The organism is Tritonibacter aquimaris, assembly GCF_009617595.1.
GTDB lineage: Bacteria > Pseudomonadota > Alphaproteobacteria > Rhodobacterales > Rhodobacteraceae > Epibacterium > Epibacterium aquimaris.
The window spans coordinates 136,340-156,405 of the sequence record NZ_WIXK01000005.1; the positions used below are offsets into that span (position 1 = coordinate 136,340).

Sequence of the window (20,066 nt, forward strand, 5' to 3'; positions counted from 1 at the left end):
TTTGGAGGCTTGCCACATGTCCAAAGTCAGTCACACTGACCTTATGAAGCAACTAGGAGTGACCAATTCACAGGGGCGTCGGATAGGATATGCCCGCGTATCAGACCAAGACCAGAACGAATCTTTGCAGATTGAAGCGCTCAAAGAGGCAGGATGCGATGTGATCTATGGTGACTTCGGCGTCTCAGGCGCATGTGTCACGCGGCGTTCGTTGGATACGTTGCTGCGGGATCTTACTGAGGGGGATACACTGGTTGTATGGAAGCTGGATCGATTGGGTCGTTCAACATTGCACTTGCTTCAACTCTTAGAAGATCTACGCCAAAACAAAGTCGATTTCGTCGCCATCACCCAGGGCATTGATACAACAACAGCAGTCGGAAGATTACTCTATGGTCAGCTTGCTGTTTTTGCCGAATTTGAACGTGAGCAAATTGCGGAGCGCACAAAGGCTGGTATGGCGGCTGCCAAGGCGCGCGGCGTTCATATCGGTCGTCCAAGGTCCATATCTCCTGATATGGCGGCGTTGTTGCGCCATCGGTTGGATATCGGGGAAGCCTCCGTTGATCAACTCGCCGAGGAGCTTGGACTTTCAAGGCAGACCATTTGTCGGGCTGTGATGGGGCGCGATTGACACTATTGGAGATGCCATTTGTCACAACAGCGACTTGGATGGGCCTGACTCTTGGTTAGTGCTTAGGAGCCAAGTCATTTACTGGCAGCGTTGCCAACAAATGTGCTTCGGGTACGATGCCTGCTGGTGTCTCTAATCCGTCTCGATGACGATTGGACAGGTCAAACCAAATCCAATACATAAGCTGATGTGACAGGGACCAGTCCTCGTGCGGGTTCACACTACAATGGGTCACCCAGTCTGCAAAACTGATGTCGCCTTTCTGTTCCAGCCAATCCACGATGTCCCAATAGCATTGGGGCAGCATGATCAATTCACCAATGCCACGATGATTTGTGTAGATGCGGTTGATGGTCTTGCTGAAATTACCGCTGTCTTCTAACTGTCTTAAGTAGTTTAAAAATTCCTGCTGACCCATAAAAAAAGGATAGCACAAAACGCGCTATCCTTCATTAGGAGCATCATCCTAAGCGGTATGTCACGCGGTTTAGCGGTCGTGATCGAAACCGTTGTCGCGATTATGTTGCGGTTCTGGTTTTGGGCTTTGGGTTTGCGATTTGGGCACCAAATTGCGGCGAATGCCCACGGCACCAGGCGGCGCGAGATTGGGTGGGTGCTTGGCACCAGTTGGAGGCTTGGGCACCAACTGTGCATTGTCTTTATCGCGGATATTGTCGGCGGGTGTTTTGGCGGCAGTGGCAAATGCCTTTTTGGATGTCTCGTCCATTGATGGGTCTCATGATTGAAGGTCAACGAGGAAGGCCATGATTGGCCTTCCTTAGCGGTGAGCGTGCTTATGAAGCGTGCTGGTTACTCTTCACCTCGTCATCATTTGGCTGCACCTTGTGGGTGTTGACGCCCCTGTCTTTGAAGTCAGGATCTTCAAACCAGCGGATTTTGCGTGCGATGACCGGGTCAGCATCATCAATCAGCAGTAGTTGTATATCACTGGGCATACGCCGCAATTCGTCAGGATAGGCCAGTTTGCGCTGTGAAGCCGCCCGTGTGTCGGTGTAGCTTTCGCTTGTGCTACTGCCTCCAGAGCTTGCGCTAGAGAATGCATGAGACACTGCCGTTGAAAAATTCCAAACCGTGGTGTCTCCACACAAGCCAGAGAAATACTCCGCTGAAGTCTTATCTGGCGAACCAAAGTAGGAGACTGCGCCACTATTGGCGATGAAGCTTTCAAAATCTTGACCATAGACACGACGCAATTGGCAAATGTCTTGCGCAATGCCCCAAAGCTGAATGCCAAACCCCGCCATCAGGCCGTAAGCTTGTTCGACCATTGCCAAGCGACCTAGTGCAGGCATTTCATCCAAGATGAACAGGACAGGCTTTTCTGGTTTATCTTCAATGTTTCTCGCACAAACCGTGAGGGCTTGTTGCACAATTAAGCGCAGAAAGCGATTGAATGGCTCCAGACGATCCGCTGGCAGAACAAGATAGACACTCATGGGGTGACGCTTCAGGTCGGCGAAGTCGAAGTCAGAAACAGACAATGCCTCGCGTACACGTTGACTGTCCAAAAAATGTGTTTCCGCTTGCGCTGACGCCATAACATTGGACAAGAGCTTTGGGTCTTTTTGCAGGAACCGCGCTCCTGTGCTGGCAATCAGGGGATGCACAGATCCTGCCATATAAGCGAAAAGTTCAATCTGCTCATCGCCTGTCAGCAGCAGGAGATCGCGCACAGTGCCCAAGTTCCGCTGTCCTTCATAATGTTCGTCAAAAGCAACCAAGAGATTCAGGCCTTGCAGCAAGGCTTTGGACTCTTCCTGCCAAAATGCATCAGAGTTGGCGTTCTTTTGGATGAGTGCATCCGCAAGGATCATGGCATTCTCAGGTGCGTCAATGTCAGAAAGCTGCAACCAATCCAGCGGATTGATCCGAGCAGGTTCCAACCCAACTTTGGCGGCTCCGATGTTCCACGGATCAATTGCCAGAACCTTTTGCCCCATGTCCATCCGAGCCTTGGCACTCACAACAAGATTTTCGCTCTTGGGATCAATCACCAGCACAGATCCAAGATAGCGCAACAGGTTGGGCAGAATTTGCGAGACCCCTTTGCCGCCCCGTGTGGGCGCATAGGTGAACAAATGCCGGTCCCCTTTGTAAGTGACATCGCGAAGGCGCGTGCCATCCCAGATTTTGCCCAAGAAAATACCCATTCCATCCAGAAGGCCTTTTTCCTGCAAATGCGACGGAGTTGCCCATTTGGCAGACCCAAAGGTTGTCGGCGGTTTCATCAGTCCTTTGAGACTCCGACCCAACCAATAGCCGATACCCCAACAAAACCCGCACAGGGCCACCAGAAAGGACACGCTCCAGCTAAAGACATCGTCAAAAATCAGGACATAAAGGCCAATGGTGGCTGCCAGAATCCCAAGGATCGCCATACGCGCGCCTTTAGCCTCTGGCGACAAGAACCAACCGATCAGAAAGCCCAGAAGGGTGGCCCCAGCCATGATTGAAAAACGTGTGATCGAGAGCATGACCTCCATGGATACACCGTTGTTGGATCTCCGCAGAAAACGATCATCAACCCAGCGCCCATTGTGCCAAACCAAGTCCGCCACAGCGGCATCTGGTACAAAGATGGTCATGCTGGCTGTTAGGAATGCAGCCACCACAACCGGTGAAGAATTTAGAGTTGGGTGTTTCAAGACACTTCTCCTCAATAGAGTTACAAGTGCCCTTCACATCAAACAGGATGGCTCTGATTCTCGTGGGTAATGGCGGGGTAAATTCGGGTAAAGACAAACCGTTATAGCGACAGGTCTGGCCCACGTGCGCGTTTGCGTGAGCGGGAATTTACGCTGTTCCGGTCTGAATTGGCTGGAGGTCGCCGCAAATAGTCTGCAATCGTTTTGGCCAAAATCTTGCGATCTGTTTTGTGTTTGGATTTCAGCGTTCGCGCATCTTTTTGAAGATCACGGCGATCCTGTATCTGTGCGGTGATCAGATCGTCACGTTGTTGTTGATCTCTTTTGGCACAGGCCATGGCTTCTCGTTCGTTTTGATATCTGATGTTTGCCGATTTGCCCGTGAGCCGGTCAAATAGCCCGCGCAAACCTTTGTTCAATCGCGCAGAACGTTCCTTTGTTTCTTTTATCCAACGCTGTTTTTGCTGCTTTTTGACATGAAGTCGCTCTGCGCGTTGCGCTTCTACCATTGCCGCACGGGCTTTCAGGAAGGGGTGCATTTCTTCTGCGTGGCGGGTTTTGACCTGATGGATGTAAGATTTTACTTGATCGGTCATGCGCGCCCGAAGCGCTTTCTGTGTTTCCGTGACAGACGGGAGCTGTGTCGGATCCCCCAACTTGGTGGTGACGTCTTTGACTTTGACACCTGCCCATTTGCTTACGGAATAGAAGTTTCCATCCACATCAACTGCGATGAAACCACGTCTATCTCCTTGCGCCAGATAAAAACCGCGATCTGCCAAAGCACTTTGAAACCCCTTAAGTCCATCGCTGCGTTCCCAAGCTTGTCGAAAGATCTGTTTGATCTCTCTTGGATCATATCCTTGGCGCTGCGCTTGTTGCCATTGGGCAAGGGTGAAGTTCAGCGGGTTCTTGTTGCCATATGTTGCAAGCCCATCGGGAAGAGGCCAGCCGTGCTCCAAAAACAGATCGCGCGACACATCTCTCAGCTTAGCTTTGAAGTGCGACATCTGAACGGATTTCATCTCATGGGCATCAATGCGGGACCACACAGCGTGCGCGTGTCGGCGTCCGTTTTTCTCATGCACCACGATGGCACGAGGCTGATCTTCTAAGCCAACCGCTTTGGCGACGCGATCTGCTGCGTCTCGGAAATCTCTGTCGGATGCGATTTCCTGTTCAGGCGGATTTAAAGAGACAGAAAACAAAAACTGCTTGCAGCGCGTAGCTTTGGAAATTGCCTGAGCTTCTTTGAACGCGCCATGGAGATCATTGGCCATAAACCCCTCGATCTCGATTACTTCAACATGATCATTGTCGAGGTCGTTCATCAGATGGTCTGCCAAGGGAACTGCCCCAGAGCGTTGAGAGGCAACCAAGATCATTCTTCTACCCCAAGCGCTTTCATCAACGCCGCACGCATCCATGCCACCTCAGCAACAGCGCGTTTTATATCTGCCTCCAGATCTGGATCGACAACCAATGTGCCTTGATTGAGGTGTTTGGCGATCTGATTGAGATTGTTGGCCTGGCGTGTCTGACCCAGTCGCGCCAGAACCTCAGCCAGGAGCTGTTGCTCCGCGACAGGTGGTTTCCGCCGACTACGATATTTGGGAGCTTCGTCGGCAAAAACCACTGACTTAATATATGCACCCTTGGGCATCGCCCCAGCTTGAGCGTCAAGCTTCTGGCGTTCCTCGTCGGTCAATCTCAATGAAAACGGGGCAACACGGCTCATGGGCGTGGCCCTCGCAATTGAGTGCGCGGCTTAGATAGGACAGTGCTAGCTCCACTAGAAGAACCGCTATTTTGTGACTGATTTTGCTCTGATCTCAGCCATCTTGCTACCTCAGGGTTGCCCTCAAGGACGCTTTCCCATTCCTCAAGTTTTTCAATGATTTGAGGGGCATCAAAGTGTTCTAGGTTTGAATTCCCCAGTGCACCATTTTCAAAACTTAGATCTACAGATGCATCTAACGCCTTGAATTTAAAGGCGATGCACGTAGTTCTAGCCCCCCCTCATTTTGGTAGTATTGCAGGTGGTCAGTGAAGGCCAGTTGAGGACAACGCGCCGTAGGGTGATTTCGTCACTTTCGCAAGGTTTTCAGGGGCTTGAAGGGGATTGAGTGAGGGTTCTGGTTTTTCGTCGAACGCTCCTTTGGGTTCCACTTGTTTTGCAAGTTACTCCGCCAGAATTGCCTCTCACATGCTGATCATGGTGGCATTATCCGTTTTCAGACCGCGGGTCAGTAGTGTCTCTATTCTTTTGTCGATGTCGCGCAGCTGGGCTTGCGCCTCTTTGCGGATTGCGCTGACTTGCCTGGGAGATCATAGCCGCTGCCCTTGGGGAATGACGCAGCCCGGTTTTAAGGGCGGGTGGGGTAGGATCTGGAATGTGGTTTTGGTGATGAGAAATCACGGTGTGGCCGTGATCGGCGCAACGGTGTCGGATGCGTTTTAGGAGCTTTGTTTCTTTGAGAAGGCAGTGGGTCGAAAGGTTGGCTTGCTGCCTTTTTTGTTGATGTCGTTAAGATTGATCTCCTATCCGTTGCCATCACGTATATTTTATTTTTCAACACATGGAATCATCAGACCTTGGGCGGTTTTTTATTTTTGCAAGTAAAATTCTGCATTTCCATGATTGTATAGAATTTTTAATTTCGAAAAATGGAAACCAACACATATGAATTTAACGATTTGTTAAGGGGTTGGGTTGTTTCTTGATCTTGTTTTCAAGGAGGTTGGCAATGACAGTTGCAACAAATCAATTGAGTGATTCCGTGCTGGGCGGAGAGGTGATTTCAGATCCTGATCAAGGTGTATTTATTACCGGCACAGATGGCAGTGATAATTTTTTCGCGGGTGCTGGGGATGACACGATTTATGGTGGTGCGGGCGAAGATTGGTTTTACTCAGGCCACAATGATGGCGATGATCTGCTAATTGGTGGCGATGGGCCGGATCATTTTACGTTCCAAGTTGGGCTGAACAGCGGGTTTGGCAATGATACGATTGTTGACCTCAGCGATGGCGATTTGGTCACTTTCCTCAATTATTCCCAGGTCCCGATCAGCGTTGATGTGGTGTTTGACGGGGCTGACTCGATTTTGACCTTTGGCGCGGGTACGCTTCAGGAAAGCACGCTGCGCCTGCAAAACTATTACTTGGATCCTTACAATGATTTTGATGGCCTCGAAGTGGATCTGGCCTGGGGGTTCAATGGGACACCTTATAATTATGTGTCCAATGACACACTGACCGGTGGTGCAGAGCGCGACACCTTGGAAGGCTTTGCAGGCGATGATGTGTTGATTGCGGCTGGCGGTTTTGACCGTCTGTCAGGCGGTTTGGGAGATGATACGCTGATCGCTTCCGCTGAAGGACATGACAACCTTTATGGGGGCGACGGCAATGATGTGCTGATTGGCGGCGCGCAGGATGAAGTCCTGGAAGGCAACGCCGGCGACGATGTTCTTTCGGGCAATGGTGGCAATGATCTGTTTGATTTCTATCTTGGCGATGGCAATGACACGATCACTGATTTTGGCGCGGGCGATGAGCTACGTGTGCTCGATTATCAGGCCGGGCAATATACTTATTCGGTCAGCTACACGGACACCGATACCATCCTGACGCTGGCGCAAGGCACCGATCAGGAGAGCTCGGTGACATTGCAGAACTACATCGTTGATCCGTTTGATCTGCCGGATAACACGCTGATCGATTTCAAATTTTCTCTGTTCGGTGGCGCGTGGGGTGTGGTGTCGGACGATGTTTTGATCAGTTCGTCCGATAACGGTTACTCGGTGTCGGGCGGTGCTGGTGATGACTTGCTTTTGGGCAGTGATGGCTTTGACTATCTGTTTGGCGGTCACGGTGCGGATACGATCCTGGGTGGTGACACGCGCGACGTTATCGGTGGCGGCTCCGGGGATGACATCCTGAACGGCGGCGCGGGCGATGATGAATTTACGTTTGAAATCTTCTCATATGCCGGGCGCGAATATGGCTTTGGCAATGATGTCATCGAAGACTTTGGTGAGGGCGACGCGGTTGAAATCTTCGTGGAACCCGGTTCTGTGCCGTTGATTCAGATCGCCCGAGAAGGCGGAGATTCCTTCCTGACGCTTGGGGTTGGAACCGAGGGGGAAAGCCGGATCCGGTTTGATAACTTTGATCTGATGCCAGAGGATGTTCAGGTCGAAGGGAACCAGATCACTATTCAAGATATGGATTGGTTCTATTGGTAACCTAAGCTGATCGTTTTATTCCGAAGGCCGGCGTGATTTTCGCGTCGGTCTTTTGGTTTGCGCGGCCGTTTTTTCGCCTGAGAAAAATGTGCTCTTGCTGTTTTAGGCTCTGTTTCGCCGCAGGCCGTTAAAGTCGCAAAAAGCATCATGGTGATCCGGTGGAGTTTGGAAAAACGGATCGTCATTATTGGCCTCAAATTGCTTGGTTTGACTGTCTGCGGATGTGGTTGCGGCGCGATAAAGCCTAGGCAACGCAGCTGTCAGGTCATGCAAGCCATAGTCTGGCTAAATTGGCTCCGTCGTCTCCTTCGATCGGGGGGACAGCTCAATCCGATTGAAGCTGGCGCAATTCTGGTTTCCTGTCCTCCCCAACCCAAAGAGACGACGGTTGCAAGGATGTGTCGGCATGCTCTGCAGCAAGGCCGCGAACCGGTGGCTGAGACCTTGGGTGTTTCCCTCAAAAACATCGGCGGGTCGTTACTGCAAATTTGATGATTGCTTGATATAGGCCCCAATATGACACTTGAATACATCGATACTTTGCTGAGCACGGCAACTGCGGGCATCTGCCTGTTTTGCGCAAATCTTCTGCTGCTGCGTCGGCGCGATCCCGGTGTGTATATGCCGCTTGCGATGTTGTTTCTGTTTCAGGGGATTTCTGCTGTTCTCAACGTGTTGAACGGGGATGCGGAAGAGTTCGATTTGTTGATGCGCTTCAGCCTGGTGCTTGGCGGGCTGGATGTTGTCAGCCCCTTCCTGTTTTGGCTGTACGTTCGTGGGCTTACCTCGGAAGGGGAAGTACAGCGCGTGCCGCGGCTGCATTATCATGTGATCCCTATGGTAATTGTGACCTTGTGCCTGTGGACGATGTTGTTTTTCCCCAGCGATTTGGTCGAAGCGGATATCGCTGATGATGATCCTAGGCTTGTGGTTTTATTGTTGATTGTACTGGCGGTTTTTGTTGGTGATCTCATGCTGAAAGTGATGATCGGCACCTATGTCTATCTCACCATGCGGCGTTTGGTGGCCTATCGGGCACGTTTGAAAGAGGTGTTTGCGAGCACCGAAAATCGGGAATTGTCCTGGATCTGGGTCATCATCGTGAGTGCCGCAATTTTCCTCCTGCTGAATGTCGCGCTCAGCGCATCTATTTGGATTGGTGCATTGACCGAAACCAATCTTGAGCACGAAATGTCCGTATCGGGAAGCGTCGCAATGTTGGCGCTGTTTTGGGTGCTTGGGGTCTGGGGCCTGCGTCAACGCCCGGGCCTTATCCGCACGCCGGTTGTGGAGCCCCCGGTTGCGGAGCCAACAATTCAACGTAAATACGAAAAATCCGCCCTCAACGATGAACGCGCCCAACGGATCGCGGGAAAGATCGAGGCGGCGATGGCGGATGACCTGCTATATCGGGATCCAAACCTATCCCTTTGGGATCTGGCCAAACACATCGGCGTAACTTCTCATTATGTATCGCAGACATTGAACACGCACCTAGATAGCAACTTCTTTGATCTGGTGAACAGGTGGCGCATCAAAGATGCGATCAAACAATTGAATGCCACGGATGAGACCATCTTGGTTATTGCCTATGATGTTGGCTTCAACTCTCGCTCGGCTTTTTACAAGGCATTCAAACGTGAGACCGGCAAAACCCCGTCAGAGTTTCGTAAATAGTCGCTGTCTCGTTGGATCGGGCGGGACAGATTTCCTGTCCTCAAACATCGGTCGGGACCGATCAGTGTGAAAACTTCGCTAGCTCAAAGCGCAACGGGCATTGCCGCCTGTTTGACTTTGACAAACGGAGACCACGATGACGAAATTTGACCCAAACGCATTTATGAGCGCTGTCCAAAATGGAATGGCCAGCTACGCGGGGGATGCGCCGGCGGTGTTGATGGAAGTGGAGCGAAATGGCCTGAGTGTCGAACTGGCTCAGGGCACGCTCTCCCTTGATGACAGCACGCCCGCAACCAATGAAGCAAAATACGAAATCGGATCGCAGACCAAAATGATGACCGCCACGGTTGTTTTGCAAATGGCGAGCGAGGGGTTCTTCTCGCTTGATGATAAGCTCTCGGATGTGATGGATGTCTCGCCGCTTGCGGGTATTGCAAACATCGAAGAGGTCACGCTGCGCCAGCTGGTGACGCACAGCTCTGGTATCCCGGACTATTCTAACGACTTTAATGAACCCGGTGCTCCCAGCGTTTATGCACCGCTTTTGCAAGACCCGCCGCAGCCGGTTGGCGTGTGGGATGCGATCCAGTTTTTGATCGACCAAAACGCCCCGGCTGAATTTGCACCCGGAACCAGTACGGATTATTCCAACACCGGTTTTGTGCTGTTGCAGCTGGCCATTGAAAGCGTGTCGGGAAATGCGCTGGCCGAAGAGTTCCAAACCCGCATTTTTGACCCGGTGGGAATGCAGGATTCCAGTCTTCCTGGCTATGGTCGCCCCGATGGCATTATCAGTTCCTATTTACAGTCCGGTGATCAGAAAATTGATGTGACGCATCTGCCGTTGGACAACACGGGTGATGGCGGAGCAGTGTCAACAACTGTGGATATGATCAAGTTTATGAAGGCTCTGGTTCTGGATCAAACACTGGTCCCGGCCGATCAGATGGGTGGTCTTGAACAGTTCTTTGCAGCTGTTGGTTTTGATGACGGTGAAATGGTCGGCCACAATGGACGTGTTGTTGGCACACAGAGCATGACGCTTGTTCACCTCGAGAGCGGTCTGATTTTCACCGCGGTTGAGACGATGGCGCAGCCTCAAATGCATGTTCAGGACCTGCTGGTAAACACGATGATCGCAGTCTCTTCGAGTGCGAGCTGGGAACATTTTGATGCTGGCAAAGGTGATCTGGAATTTAAGATGAGCGCCGCAGAGCTGAATGTCCAACCTGTTGAAGATGGAAAGGGTGCCTTGCAGACGCTCTTGGAATCAAATGGGGTGTCACTCACGTTGGATACTGCCATTGGGGATTTGGACACAGATCGTATGGTGTTTGAGGATGGATCCGCACTGCTTGTGGCGGATAGCGGTGGATCACGTCTTTCAATTCGCGCACAGGCCAAAGACGCGCTGAATGCTGACAATCAGCTGATCGGGCAAGATGGCAATGATCGCCTGATCGGCGGCCAGGGAGACGATAAAATCCTTGGCGGGGCGGGGAATGATAAACTCATCGGGCGCAGCGGCCACGATTTGATTGTGGGTGGTGAAGGCAATGACCGGCTTGTGGGCAATCGTGGAAAAGACACACTGGATGGCGGTCAGGGAAATGATAGGCTTTTGGGTTTCAAAGGCGCTGATGTGCTGGACGGCGGCGTTGGCAATGACGAGCTGCGCGGGCACCGGGGCGCAGACAGCCTGAACGGTGGCGGGGGCGATGATGTGCTCAGCGGTGGCCGCGGCAATGATCTTTTGATCGGTGGTTCAGGTCAGGATGTGCTCATGGGGGGGCAGGGTGCCGATACATTCCTCTTTGCAGCGGATGCGGGGCATGACGTAATTGTTGGCTTTGACCAGGGCCAAGACAAGATCGACCTTTCCGCGCTGGAACTTGAATTCAATGATTTGACGATCACAGAATTTGGTGATGGGGCGGTCCAAAAGATCACCTATGCAGAGGCTTCGATCCTTGTGTGCGATACTGATCACTCGCTCACCATAGATGATTTTGTGTTTTAAACCTCTGCTGCATGCCGAGCTATCGGCATGCATTCTACCTAGGTTTTTTGTGATGTGGTGAGCGAGCTGATGATTGCTTTCAGCTCTTCTGGAGCAAACGGCTTATAGAGCAGATTGACCGCCAGATTATGCGCGATATCGCTGAGCTCCTTACTGCGGTTTGCCGAAATCAGACATGCTGGGGTGTAGCCGTAGCGTTTGCGCAGGTTTATGATTGCATCACTGCCCAATGCACCATCATCAAGCTGCATGTCTGCAACAATGAAGTCCGGCACCACGCCGATCTCTTCAAGCAGTTCAAAAGCTACATCTTCACTGGGGCAAGGTAGTACACTTGTGCCCCAGTTTTCGATGGTAATTGCCAATGCATTTCGCAGATCCTGATCATTTTCAATCAACAATACGATCAGATCAGCAAAGGAATCCTCTGTTGGATCCGGTTCGGGGGCGTGGCTGGTGTTTGGGAGCGCGTGTTCGGTTGCGCGCGGCACTTCCACCGCAAAGACCGTTCCTTTCCCGATCGTAGAGCGCAGGCTAATCGGGTGGCGCAGCAGGCCACAGGCGCGCTCAACAATGGCGAGACCCAGGCCAAGGCCTTCGGCTGCGCTGGCGGTTGCATGCACCCGGTGAAACTCGGTGAAAATCTTGCCTTGCTCTGCGTCGTCTATGCCAACGCCCGTGTCCCAGACCTCAATCCGAATAGAATTGGCGAGATTGCGCACCCCCACAAGGATCCGGCCAGCTTCGGTGTAGCGGATCGCGTTGGACATCAGGTTTTGCAGAATGCGTCGCAAATAGGTTGGGTCGCTCATCACCACCGCCGAGGTGTTTAAGACACGAAAATCCAGCCCTTTTTCATCGGCGCGATGGCGCAACTCATCTTGCAGCTGCTCCAGTATCTGGCACAGCGGCACCGCAGAAATATGAACGCTGGCCTTTTTCGAATCCAATTTGGAAATGTCCAGCAATGCTTCCAGAATGCTTTCAACGCTTTCCAGCGCGCTGCCAGCTTTGGCCAATAACGCCTGAGCGGGCTCGTTGGAAAACTCCTGTTCAACTGTCGCCAGATAGAGCTTTGCCGCCGAAAGTGGTTGCAACAGATCGTGTGAGGCTGCCGCGACAAACCGGCTTTTGGAGGCATTGGCCCGTTCCGCATCCCCCAATGCATCTTCCAGTTCGAGCGTGCGCTCAAGGACACGTTGCTCCAGGGTTTCCTTGGCTTCGGTCATGGTGCGAATGGCCTGACGCTCGGCTGAAACATCGGTGAAACTGGTCACAAAGCCGCCATCAGGCATTTCCTGCATAAACACTGCAAGGAAGCGATTGTCTGGGCCGGTAATTTCATAAGAAAGCGGCGGTCGGCCCTCATCATTTTGTGCCCAGCCGATCACGTCTTTGGGGCACATATCATCGGTGAACGCGAAGTTATTGCTCAGCTGTGCAAAAATAGTGGGAAAGCGGCTACCAAACTGAAACTGGCTGGCGGGGATGGATAACAGCTCTCCCAGGCGGCGGTTCCAGCCAACCAAACGGCCAAGCGGGTCGAAGATGCAGACACCTTGGCGCAAATGCTCCAGAGTGGCCTGGATCAGTCGCGACTGATCATCCATCAGCTTTTCGCGCTCGCGCCGTTCAAGGCGCATAATGTCGGATACATCGGTTTGCAAAATCACCGTGCCGCCGTCTGATGTACGATGTTCGCTGACCTGAACCCAACGATGCCCAGTCATGCGCACGTTAAAAATCACACTGCTGTCGTGGTGGCGTTCGAGACGTCGTTTGGCCCATTCTTCGGGGCATTCTGATTTTGGCAAAGCCAAGAACCGGCTTTGCGAGACCAGATCCACATATTCGTCAAATTTAAGACTGGGAAGCAGATGTTTGCGCACATCAGGCATATGCATGCCAAAGCGGCTGTTACACATCACCAATTCTTCATCGGAATTAAACAGCGCAAAGCCTTCTTGCACCGTTTCAATCGCATTGGCGAGGTTTGAACGTGCTGCTTCGGTCTCGCGGTTGGCGGCGGTTAGTGCTGCGTTGGATTGATTGAGCAGATCCAGCGCCCGCTCCAGATCTCTGGTGCGGCTGCGCACTTCGTCTTCCAACAGGACAGCACGTTGAAACTGCGTATAGGCCAGACCTGATGCGTCGGTGTCCTGTTCCACCCGACGCATCAGGGTTTCAACAATGCGCAGCAGCTTTTCGTTTTGCCGTTCAAGCGAGTCCTGCGGATTGATCAAAGTGTTGAGCATAGATCAGGCGGGCTCCTCAGGCGGGTAGATCGCGACCCCGGTCATGGTCTGGTTTACGTGCATTGAGTTGATCTGTTCACCATAGGTGCAAAAGCCAACCACGCGGTTTTCTGTCAGAACACGTGAGATTTCGCGGGTCAGCTGTTTTTGTTGCGCTTCTTGTCGGCGCAGAACACAGTCACAGGCCAGCACGAGGGCAGGTTCACCCTGATCGCGCAGCTCATCCATCTCATGTTGCAGGTGTTTTACCATATCTGCAGGATCCGCAAGTGTGAGCACCACACCTTCGTCAATGGCGGAATAAAACACCAGATCACCATTGTCACACATGCGCTGGATTGATCGAACATGGTGACTGCCGCCGACACGAACCACCACAGGGTGCGCTGCAAAGGTGAACGTTGTAAGGTTCTCTGGATCCTTGCCGAGCAAACGTGCGTATTCGCGCGCAGCCGGTTCCGCATTGATTTCGCGTACAATGCGACGGTCAGGATCTGCCCCAGTGACCACCATACGATCCTGTGTTGGTTTCATATGGTCGCTGTTCAATATGCGAATGGGGCAAAGGGTGCGAACCTGGATCAGAACCGCCGCGTTGGAGCGCGCTATCCCATTGTTGATGACGTAGGTGCGTTGAAAATCGGTGCCATCGCCAGAGGATCCCCCAAATAGGGGCACCGGTCCCAACCCCGGCGCGAGGTCGCTCACCAAGGCATCTTCTTTGGTCGAAAGCCCATCAATCATCAGAAAGCTGAATTCATGCTCCCAAGTTGGGGTTTCCTGCGCCATTTCATGTCGATTGCGCACAAGCTGGTCGATGAGCGCCTGACTGTTGTATGTGTCCAGATTGTCGATTGGTAGAATTCGCGAGCAGAAATGCCGCCTGGGCAGTCCCAGCGCCACGATCTCTCCTTCGGTATAACCGGTTTCTCCGATCTCTCCCGCTGTGGTGCAGCCAACGTATGGAGCTGGTCGAAAAAAGCGGGCAGCCTGCGCAGTGATGCGCGCAACATCTGCGTCAGGCGACACAAATAGAATTACAAGTTCCAGATCGTTCGGCCCAAGCGCTTGCGCCAGTTTTTCGATTGCATGTGGGTCACTGGCACTGGCAAAGGCGGAACGCACGATATCACCAGCACCTTTCAGTGCTGGAGCAACGTCAAGTTGCTGGCGCATTCGGTCTCCTCCCCCGAACTATACGCAATTATCTTACGCAGGTCAGTTGCGATCTTGCAATACGCTGTCGAAGCTCGCTTCTTTGGCAATCAAAACAGCCTGGGTGCGGCTTTGGACGCCGAGCTTGCGCATGATCGCTGTGACATGGGCTTTCACCGTGGTTTCAGCAATCGAAAGATCGTAGGCAATCTGCTTGTTTAGTTTGCCTTCACAAATCAAACGCAAAATGCGCGCTTGCTGATTGGTAAGCGATGTCAGCCGTGAAATCGCATCATCGGTTGAGGTTTCAGCCTCTTTGTCGAGCAACATGTAACCCGGCGGCACAAAGCGCTGCCCCTGCTGCAGGGTCTTGAACGCGTCCTGAAACACGGCGCGTTGGCTGTGTTTAGGCACAAAACCGGACGCACCCGCGTGGATCACTGAGCTGATGACGCGGTTGTCGGCCATCGAAGACACCACAATGATCGGCACTTTCACCATATTGCGCAGGCTGATTACCCCTTCGAGCCCGTTTACATCGGGCAAGTTAAGATCGAGCACAACCACATCCGGTGCGCCCTCAGCTTTGATGCGGTTCATGGCGGTGTTGAGATCCGGCGCCGTTTCGATCTGAGCAATCCCAATAGAGGCCTGCAATGTCATCGAAAGCGCGTCGCAAAACAGCGGGTGGTCGTCCACGATCAGCGCCGTCTTGAATTCATGGGGCGTATTGTCGGGCAACTCGTTCATCCACATCACTCTTCGCTAGTAGTATAACTAGATGCTAGCAAAACCCGCCTAGCAAGCCCATTAGGAGAAAGGTCGTATATAATTCCGCGACACAGAAAACTGCGCACCCGAAAGTGCGCAGTTCATTGGCTTGTCAGTAAATTCAGGGATTAGTTGTTTGAAGCCAACTGTTTGGGCAGACGGAATGTCCAGATCATGCCACCCTGGTTCAGGTAGTTCACTTTCTTGGCAACCTCACCACCCCAAAGCGGAACAGCGCCACCCCAGCCAGATGCAATCGAGACATATTGCTCGCCATCTTGCTCCCAGGTGACAGGCTGGCCCACGATGCCGGAGCCGGTCTGGAAGGACCAGAGGACTTCGCCGGTTTCATCATCCAGTGCAATGAATTTGCCCTCAGGCGTGCCAGTGAACACAAGGCCACCTGCAGTGGTCATCACACCACCCCAAAGCGGCGAGTCGTTCTTATATTCCCACTTGATGTCACCGGTGGAAGGATCGATCGCCTTGAGGCTGCCGATGTGGTCCTCGTAGTTTGGCTTAATGGTAAAGCCCGCGCCGAGGTAGGCCGCACCTTTTTTGTAGGTGATCGGCTCGTTCCAGATATCCATGCCCCATTCGTTGGAAGGCACATAGAAATTCCCGGTGCGCTGGCTAAAGGCCATCGGCATCCAGTTTTTACCACCCAGGAACGAGGGCGAAGCAAAGATGACCTCACCCTTCTTGCCATCTGCAGCCGCGGATGGGTTGCCGGGGCGGTTGGCTTCGTTGAAAATGGGACGCCCTGTTTCATCAATGCCAGAGGCCCAGCTGATGTCTTTGACAAAGGGGGTTGCGGACAGGAATGCGCCATCTTCGCGGTTGAGAACGTAGAAGAACCCGTTGCGGTCAGCAGTGGCGTAACGTTTGTTGCCCGCAGTATCCGTGAAAGGCACAACTTCGTTTACGCCGTCATAATCCCAACCTTCGCGTGGCGTGGTCTGGAAGTGCCATTTGATTTCACCGTTTGACGGATCAATACCAACACGGCTTGCCGCATAGAGGTTATCACCTTTGTTGCCTTCAAGCGGGGTGCCCGCGCCGCGCAGGTGGCTGTTCCACGGTGCGGGGTTGCCTGCGCCAAAAACCAGCGTGTCGGTGTCAGCATCATAGGACCCGCCAAGCCAGGTTGCACCACCGCCGGTTTTCCACATATCGCCGGGCCAGGTCGCGTTGAGCTCGCCGGTCATGGTCGAAGGTTCACCATTGAGCGTGCCCATGTGGCCCTCAATCATCGGGCGGGTCCAAACCAGATCACCGTTTTCCGCGTCATAGGCATAGACCATACCAACAACGCCAAATTCACCACCTGAGTTGCCAACAACAACTTTGCCGTCGACGATCAGCGGAGCTGCTGTATAGGAATAGCCTGCTTTATAGTCGGCAATTTTTTTGCGCCACTCAACCTTGCCGGTCTTAAGGTTCAGCGCAACAATACGCGCGTCCAGCGTGCCAAAGTAGAATTTGTCGCCGTAGATCGCACCGCCGCGGTTAATCACATCGCAGCAAGGCAGAATGCCTTCCGGCAAACGCGCATCATATTGCCAGATCTCCTCGCCGGTTTTGACGTCGATTGCATAGACGCGGCTGTAAGAGCCGGTCACATACATAATGCCGTCGTAAATCAATGGCTGGGTTTCTTGGCCGCGCTGCTTTTCACCACCCAGCGAAAACGCCCAAGCTGGCACAAGGTTTTTCACATTGTCTTTGTTGAGCGTTTCCAACGGGCTGTAGCGCTGCAGATGGCGCCCCATGCCGTTGGTCACAATTTGATCGGTAATTGTTTGATCGTTTTTCAGATCGTCTTCGGTAACACCTGCCTGAGCAAGACTGGCTGTCAGTGCGCCCGCAACAACCGCTGCTATGAACCGTTTCATGTGGTTCCTCCCGTTGGCTTTCCTCTCCACAGCCCGCGCGCGAGTTAACAGGCGAGCTGGGGAGTATTATCAAAGGCAACCGAAGTTCGTGGTATTGGCCAATGGTCGTACGACCATGAATGTATCTATTTATCAGATCGTTAGGAGGTGATTTTAGGCTAGAAAAGTGGTGCATACTTCCAGTTGTCTGCATCAGGTGTGACCTCATCCAGATCATAGTCTGCCCCTTGCAGCCTGCGGGCGATCTCTAGACCTTCAGTGGCAGCCTCATCCACCAGGGCGCGCCCCTGTGTCATGTCCTGCGTCACGCCGTGGCCGCGCATCAGATCCAGCCCATAGTTGAACTTGCCAATGGGGTCGCCAGCTTCGGCTGCGCGCCGATCCCAATTGGCGGCGGCATCCGGGTTATATTCTCCGCCAAGGCCGTTGTTATCAAGCTGGCTCATCCAGGTCATTGCGCCCGTGTATCCTGCTTCGGCACAGGCTTCAAAAAGGTCGCGTGCCATCGCATGACGGCCGGATTTCGTGATGTAATATCCGGTGGCGCAGGTGGTCATATTGGTGACGCCATTGTCCAGATTACGAAACACCAAACCAAAGCCGCTGTCCTCGGGGTTCAGCGTGCCGTGCTCATCATCAATGGTGGTTGTTTCAGCCATGAGTTGAGTCGCGCAGCCCAGTGCCAGGCAGATGGTAAAGTAACGCATGATGGTTCTCCCTTTGGCGAGCAGGGTAGAGATGGGCCATGAGTGGGTCAGTGCGACTTTGGTCGTAAGGCTATTTCTTGCGCTGGGTCAGGCCATGTGCGGGATCATACCCCCAAAGCGCCAGAGCCATAAATATGGCCCCGGCCAAAGCGGTCCATCCCAATGCGGCCAGATTAAATTCACCATAAAGGGCAAAGCGGATCAGCTCGACCGCGTGGGTGAACGGGTTCACAGCACAGATGTCGTGCAGCAGCTCTGAGCTTTCGGCCATTTTCCAAAGCGGGTAGAGCGCTGAAGACAGAAAAAACATCGGGAAGATCACAAAGTTCATCACCCCGGCAAAGTTCTCTAGCTGGCGGATGAGCGATGACAGCATAAGCCCAAGAGCCCCCAATGTAAGGCCGGAAAAAATCAATGCGGGCAGCACAAGGATGTAGCCTTCCCAAGGTAGCCTGATCCCATAAAGGGCCGCGATCAGCAGAAAAGTATAGACCTGCAGGATTGAGATAACAGAGGCGGCGATCAAGCGACAGAAAAGCAACCACCACCGGGGCAAAGGGCTGGTCAGCAGCAATCGCATAGACCCCATTTCTCGATCATAGACCAGCGACAGCGCGCTTTGCATGCCGTTGAACAGGATGATCATGCCGCAAAGACCGGGCACGATGTAGATCTCATAGGTGATATAAGTCTGATAAGGTGGGGTAATCGACAGGCCAAGTGCTGCGCGAAAACCCGCGGCAAACACGATGAGCCAAACCAGCGGCCGTACAAGAGCAGCAATAAAACGGCCGCGCTGGCGCACGAACCGCAATGCCTCGCGCAAGATGATGGCGTGCAGGGCTGTAAACGCTGCCTTCATGCGGTTGCCCCGATTTGTGTTAGAAAGAAATCCGCAAGCAGCAGCTTGCCCCGTAAATCGGCGCAACTCCCATTGGAGAGCACTGCACCGCGATGGAGCACAACAAGCTGGTCACTGTCTTCCACTTCGTCGGTCAGATGTGTTGCCCAAAGCACGGTTTTACCCGCACTTCGCGATAGTTCATGTACATGGTTGGTAATGGCGCGCCGACTGGCCGCATCCAGGCCAACGGTGGGTTCATCCAACAACAGCACCGCAGGATCATGGATCAGACAGCGGGCGATTTCGGCGCGCCGCCTGTGGCCACCGTTCAGATCGCGCACTGTTTCGTGGCGGCGCTCTACCATATCCATACGTTCCAGCGACGCGGTGATACGGTGATCAGCCTCTTTGCCGGAAATCCCATGTAGCGCTGCAAAATAACGTAGGTTGCGCTCAACTGAGAGATCCAGATCTAACGTGGTTTGCTGGAACACGACACCGATCTGGGCCAAAGCCTTGCGCGGGTTTTGTGCAAGGTTTTCACCCGCCACTATAATCTCGCCGTCGCGGCTGGTGAATAATCGGGTCAAAAGGGCAAACAGCGTGGATTTCCCCGCGCCGTTTGGCCCAAGCAATGCGCAGAAACGGCCCGGTTCAATGGTAAAAGACACGTCACAAAGGGCGGTCTTGGCGCCATAAGAATAGCTCAAGCCGTTGATCTGCAAACCGTTCACTTGATGGTGATCTCCAAACGCTGGGTTTCACCGGTGCTGCCAGGGACCTTCAGGTAGTAGCTTCCCGGTTTGATCGCGACAAAGCCGATCTCCATCTCGCCTGCTTCGTCAAATTCAATACTGTCGACACCAAGGGGGCGGATTTCCAGCCCTTCCACCACGATCTCATCGACCCAGATGGCACGGAAAAATTCGGGACCGATCAGTGCCAGTTCCTGACTGCCATCGCCTTGGATTTCAAATTCATAGTAGGTGCCGGACTTCAGCTCCCAAGGGGCATCTGACAAAGGCATGCCCGCAGATAGGGTAATCGGCGACAGATCTTCTTTGTTGCTGGCCGACAGAATCCCTGCAAGGCCAAAACCCTTGTCATCATCATCGTCCGCCCAGACATGGGTTCCGCTCAGGGCGACGCAGGTCGCAGCAGCAAAAAGTAATGCACGTTTCATTAGCTC

18 protein-coding genes are annotated in these 20,066 nt (G+C 53.0%); 4 read left to right on the top strand and 14 right to left on the bottom strand.

Annotated elements, in window-relative coordinates; all coding sequences use genetic code 11:
• Nucleotides 1-16 precede the first annotated feature (16 nt).
• Complete coding sequence (locus GG681_RS11005; RefSeq protein WP_235899893.1) at nt 17-634, top strand: recombinase family protein; 618 nt, start codon at nt 17-19, stop codon at nt 632-634.
• Between the two features lie 55 nt (nt 635-689).
• On the opposite strand, the gene GG681_RS11010 is transcribed toward GG681_RS11005, so the two are convergent.
• The 5 genes from GG681_RS11010 to mobC all read right to left on the bottom strand — a co-directional run bounded on the left by GG681_RS11010 (nt 690) and on the right by mobC (nt 5,038).
• On the bottom strand, nt 690-1,070 hold the full coding sequence (locus GG681_RS11010) for a hypothetical protein (protein ID WP_153548068.1): 381 nt from the start codon (nt 1,068-1,070) through the stop codon (nt 690-692).
• Between the two features lie 51 nt (nt 1,071-1,121).
• Complete coding sequence (locus GG681_RS11015; RefSeq protein ID WP_153548070.1) at nt 1,122-1,361, bottom strand: hypothetical protein; 240 nt, start codon at nt 1,359-1,361, stop codon at nt 1,122-1,124.
• A 67-nt stretch (nt 1,362-1,428) separates the two neighbouring features.
• On the bottom strand, nt 1,429-3,300 hold the full coding sequence (locus GG681_RS11020) for a type IV secretory system conjugative DNA transfer family protein (RefSeq protein ID WP_235899896.1): 1,872 nt from the start codon (nt 3,298-3,300) through the stop codon (nt 1,429-1,431).
• 101 nt (nt 3,301-3,401) lie between these two features.
• Complete coding sequence (locus GG681_RS11025; protein ID WP_153548072.1) at nt 3,402-4,685, bottom strand: relaxase/mobilization nuclease domain-containing protein; 1,284 nt, start codon at nt 4,683-4,685, stop codon at nt 3,402-3,404.
• Nucleotides 4,682-5,038: a plasmid mobilization relaxosome protein MobC gene (gene mobC / locus GG681_RS11030; RefSeq protein WP_235899897.1), complete on the bottom strand. Its 357-nt coding sequence runs from the start codon at nt 5,036-5,038 to the stop codon at nt 4,682-4,684. Before mobC ends, GG681_RS11025 begins: the two co-directional genes overlap by 4 nt.
• Nucleotides 5,039-6,047: 1,009 nt before the next feature.
• Here mobC and GG681_RS11035 point away from each other — a divergent pair.
• Nucleotides 6,048-7,550 (top strand): calcium-binding protein, encoded by a 1,503-nt coding sequence (locus tag GG681_RS11035; RefSeq protein ID WP_153548073.1) that lies wholly within the window; start codon nt 6,048-6,050, stop codon nt 7,548-7,550.
• On the opposite strand, the gene GG681_RS11040 is transcribed toward GG681_RS11035, so the two are convergent.
• On the bottom strand, nt 7,541-7,735 hold the full coding sequence (locus GG681_RS11040; RefSeq protein ID WP_153548074.1) for a hypothetical protein: 195 nt from the start codon (nt 7,733-7,735) through the stop codon (nt 7,541-7,543). The genes GG681_RS11035 and GG681_RS11040 overlap by 10 nt on opposite strands.
• 331 nt (nt 7,736-8,066) lie before the next feature.
• Between GG681_RS11040 and GG681_RS11045 the strand changes: the two genes are divergently transcribed.
• Nucleotides 8,067-9,227 carry a helix-turn-helix domain-containing protein gene (locus GG681_RS11045; protein WP_153548075.1) on the top strand — a complete coding sequence of 387 codons (1,161 nt, stop codon included), beginning with the start codon at nt 8,067-8,069 and terminating at the stop codon, nt 9,225-9,227.
• 136 nt (nt 9,228-9,363) lie between these two features.
• Nucleotides 9,364-11,250 (top strand): serine hydrolase, encoded by a 1,887-nt coding sequence (locus GG681_RS11050; RefSeq protein WP_153548076.1) that lies wholly within the window; start codon nt 9,364-9,366, stop codon nt 11,248-11,250.
• 38 nt (nt 11,251-11,288) lie between these two features.
• Here GG681_RS11050 and GG681_RS11055 read toward each other — a convergent pair whose 3' ends face one another.
• The 8 genes from GG681_RS11055 to GG681_RS11090 form a co-directional block, all read right to left on the bottom strand.
• Nucleotides 11,289-13,505, bottom strand: coding sequence for a PAS-domain containing protein (locus GG681_RS11055; RefSeq protein ID WP_153548077.1), 2,217 nt, complete (start codon nt 13,503-13,505; stop codon nt 11,289-11,291).
• 3 nt (nt 13,506-13,508) lie between these two features.
• A complete protein-coding gene (locus GG681_RS11060; RefSeq protein WP_153548078.1) occupies nt 13,509-14,681 on the bottom strand; it encodes an FIST N-terminal domain-containing protein in 1,173 nt (390 codons plus the stop codon).
• A gap of 42 nt (nt 14,682-14,723) precedes the next feature.
• Nucleotides 14,724-15,410 (bottom strand): response regulator transcription factor, encoded by a 687-nt coding sequence (locus GG681_RS11065; protein ID WP_153548079.1) that lies wholly within the window; start codon nt 15,408-15,410, stop codon nt 14,724-14,726.
• A 149-nt stretch (nt 15,411-15,559) separates the two neighbouring features.
• Nucleotides 15,560-17,326: a PQQ-dependent methanol/ethanol family dehydrogenase gene (locus tag GG681_RS11070; protein WP_153548080.1), complete on the bottom strand. Its 1,767-nt coding sequence runs from the start codon at nt 17,324-17,326 to the stop codon at nt 15,560-15,562.
• Nucleotides 17,327-17,484: 158 nt separating this feature from the next.
• The gene (locus tag GG681_RS11075) at nt 17,485-18,033 is read right to left on the bottom strand and encodes a tetratricopeptide repeat protein (protein WP_235899899.1); all 549 of its coding nucleotides are present in this window, start codon (nt 18,031-18,033) and stop codon (nt 17,485-17,487) included.
• A 70-nt stretch (nt 18,034-18,103) separates the two neighbouring features.
• Nucleotides 18,104-18,895 carry an ABC transporter permease gene (locus tag GG681_RS11080; RefSeq protein ID WP_153548081.1) on the bottom strand — a complete coding sequence of 264 codons (792 nt, stop codon included), beginning with the start codon at nt 18,893-18,895 and terminating at the stop codon, nt 18,104-18,106.
• Nucleotides 18,892-19,611, bottom strand: a complete 720-nt coding sequence (locus GG681_RS11085; protein WP_328593352.1) for an ABC transporter ATP-binding protein — start codon at nt 19,609-19,611, stop codon at nt 18,892-18,894. Before GG681_RS11085 ends, GG681_RS11080 begins: the two co-directional genes overlap by 4 nt.
• On the bottom strand, nt 19,608-20,060 hold the full coding sequence (locus GG681_RS11090) for a cupredoxin domain-containing protein (RefSeq protein WP_153548082.1): 453 nt from the start codon (nt 20,058-20,060) through the stop codon (nt 19,608-19,610). Before GG681_RS11090 ends, GG681_RS11085 begins: the two co-directional genes overlap by 4 nt.
• Nucleotides 20,061-20,066 lie beyond the last annotated feature (6 nt).

Excerpts from the sequence above, each read along its gene's own strand:
- GG681_RS11005 (WP_235899893.1), top strand. The coding sequence starts at position 17 with ATGTCCAAAGTCAGTCACACTGACCTTATGAAGCAACTAGGAGTGACC.
- GG681_RS11015 (WP_153548070.1), bottom strand. The coding sequence starts at position 1,361 with ATGGACGAGACATCCAAAAAGGCATTTGCCACTGCCGCCAAAACACCC.
- GG681_RS11025 (WP_153548072.1), bottom strand. The coding sequence starts at position 4,685 with ATGATCTTGGTTGCCTCTCAACGCTCTGGGGCAGTTCCCTTGGCAGAC.
- mobC (WP_235899897.1), bottom strand. The coding sequence starts at position 5,038 with ATGAGCCGTGTTGCCCCGTTTTCATTGAGATTGACCGACGAGGAACGC.
- GG681_RS11035 (WP_153548073.1), top strand. The coding sequence starts at position 6,048 with ATGACAGTTGCAACAAATCAATTGAGTGATTCCGTGCTGGGCGGAGAG.
- GG681_RS11040 (WP_153548074.1), bottom strand. The coding sequence starts at position 7,735 with ATGACGATCCGTTTTTCCAAACTCCACCGGATCACCATGATGCTTTTT.
- GG681_RS11045 (WP_153548075.1), top strand. The coding sequence starts at position 8,067 with ATGACACTTGAATACATCGATACTTTGCTGAGCACGGCAACTGCGGGC.
- GG681_RS11050 (WP_153548076.1), top strand. The coding sequence starts at position 9,364 with ATGACGAAATTTGACCCAAACGCATTTATGAGCGCTGTCCAAAATGGA.
- GG681_RS11055 (WP_153548077.1), bottom strand. The coding sequence starts at position 13,505 with ATGCTCAACACTTTGATCAATCCGCAGGACTCGCTTGAACGGCAAAAC.
- GG681_RS11060 (WP_153548078.1), bottom strand. The coding sequence starts at position 14,681 with ATGCGCCAGCAACTTGACGTTGCTCCAGCACTGAAAGGTGCTGGTGAT.
- GG681_RS11065 (WP_153548079.1), bottom strand. The coding sequence starts at position 15,410 with ATGAACGAGTTGCCCGACAATACGCCCCATGAATTCAAGACGGCGCTG.
- GG681_RS11070 (WP_153548080.1), bottom strand. The coding sequence starts at position 17,326 with ATGAAACGGTTCATAGCAGCGGTTGTTGCGGGCGCACTGACAGCCAGT.
- GG681_RS11075 (WP_235899899.1), bottom strand. The coding sequence starts at position 18,033 with ATGCGTTACTTTACCATCTGCCTGGCACTGGGCTGCGCGACTCAACTC.
- GG681_RS11080 (WP_153548081.1), bottom strand. The coding sequence starts at position 18,895 with ATGAAGGCAGCGTTTACAGCCCTGCACGCCATCATCTTGCGCGAGGCA.
- GG681_RS11090 (WP_153548082.1), bottom strand. The coding sequence starts at position 20,060 with ATGAAACGTGCATTACTTTTTGCTGCTGCGACCTGCGTCGCCCTGAGC.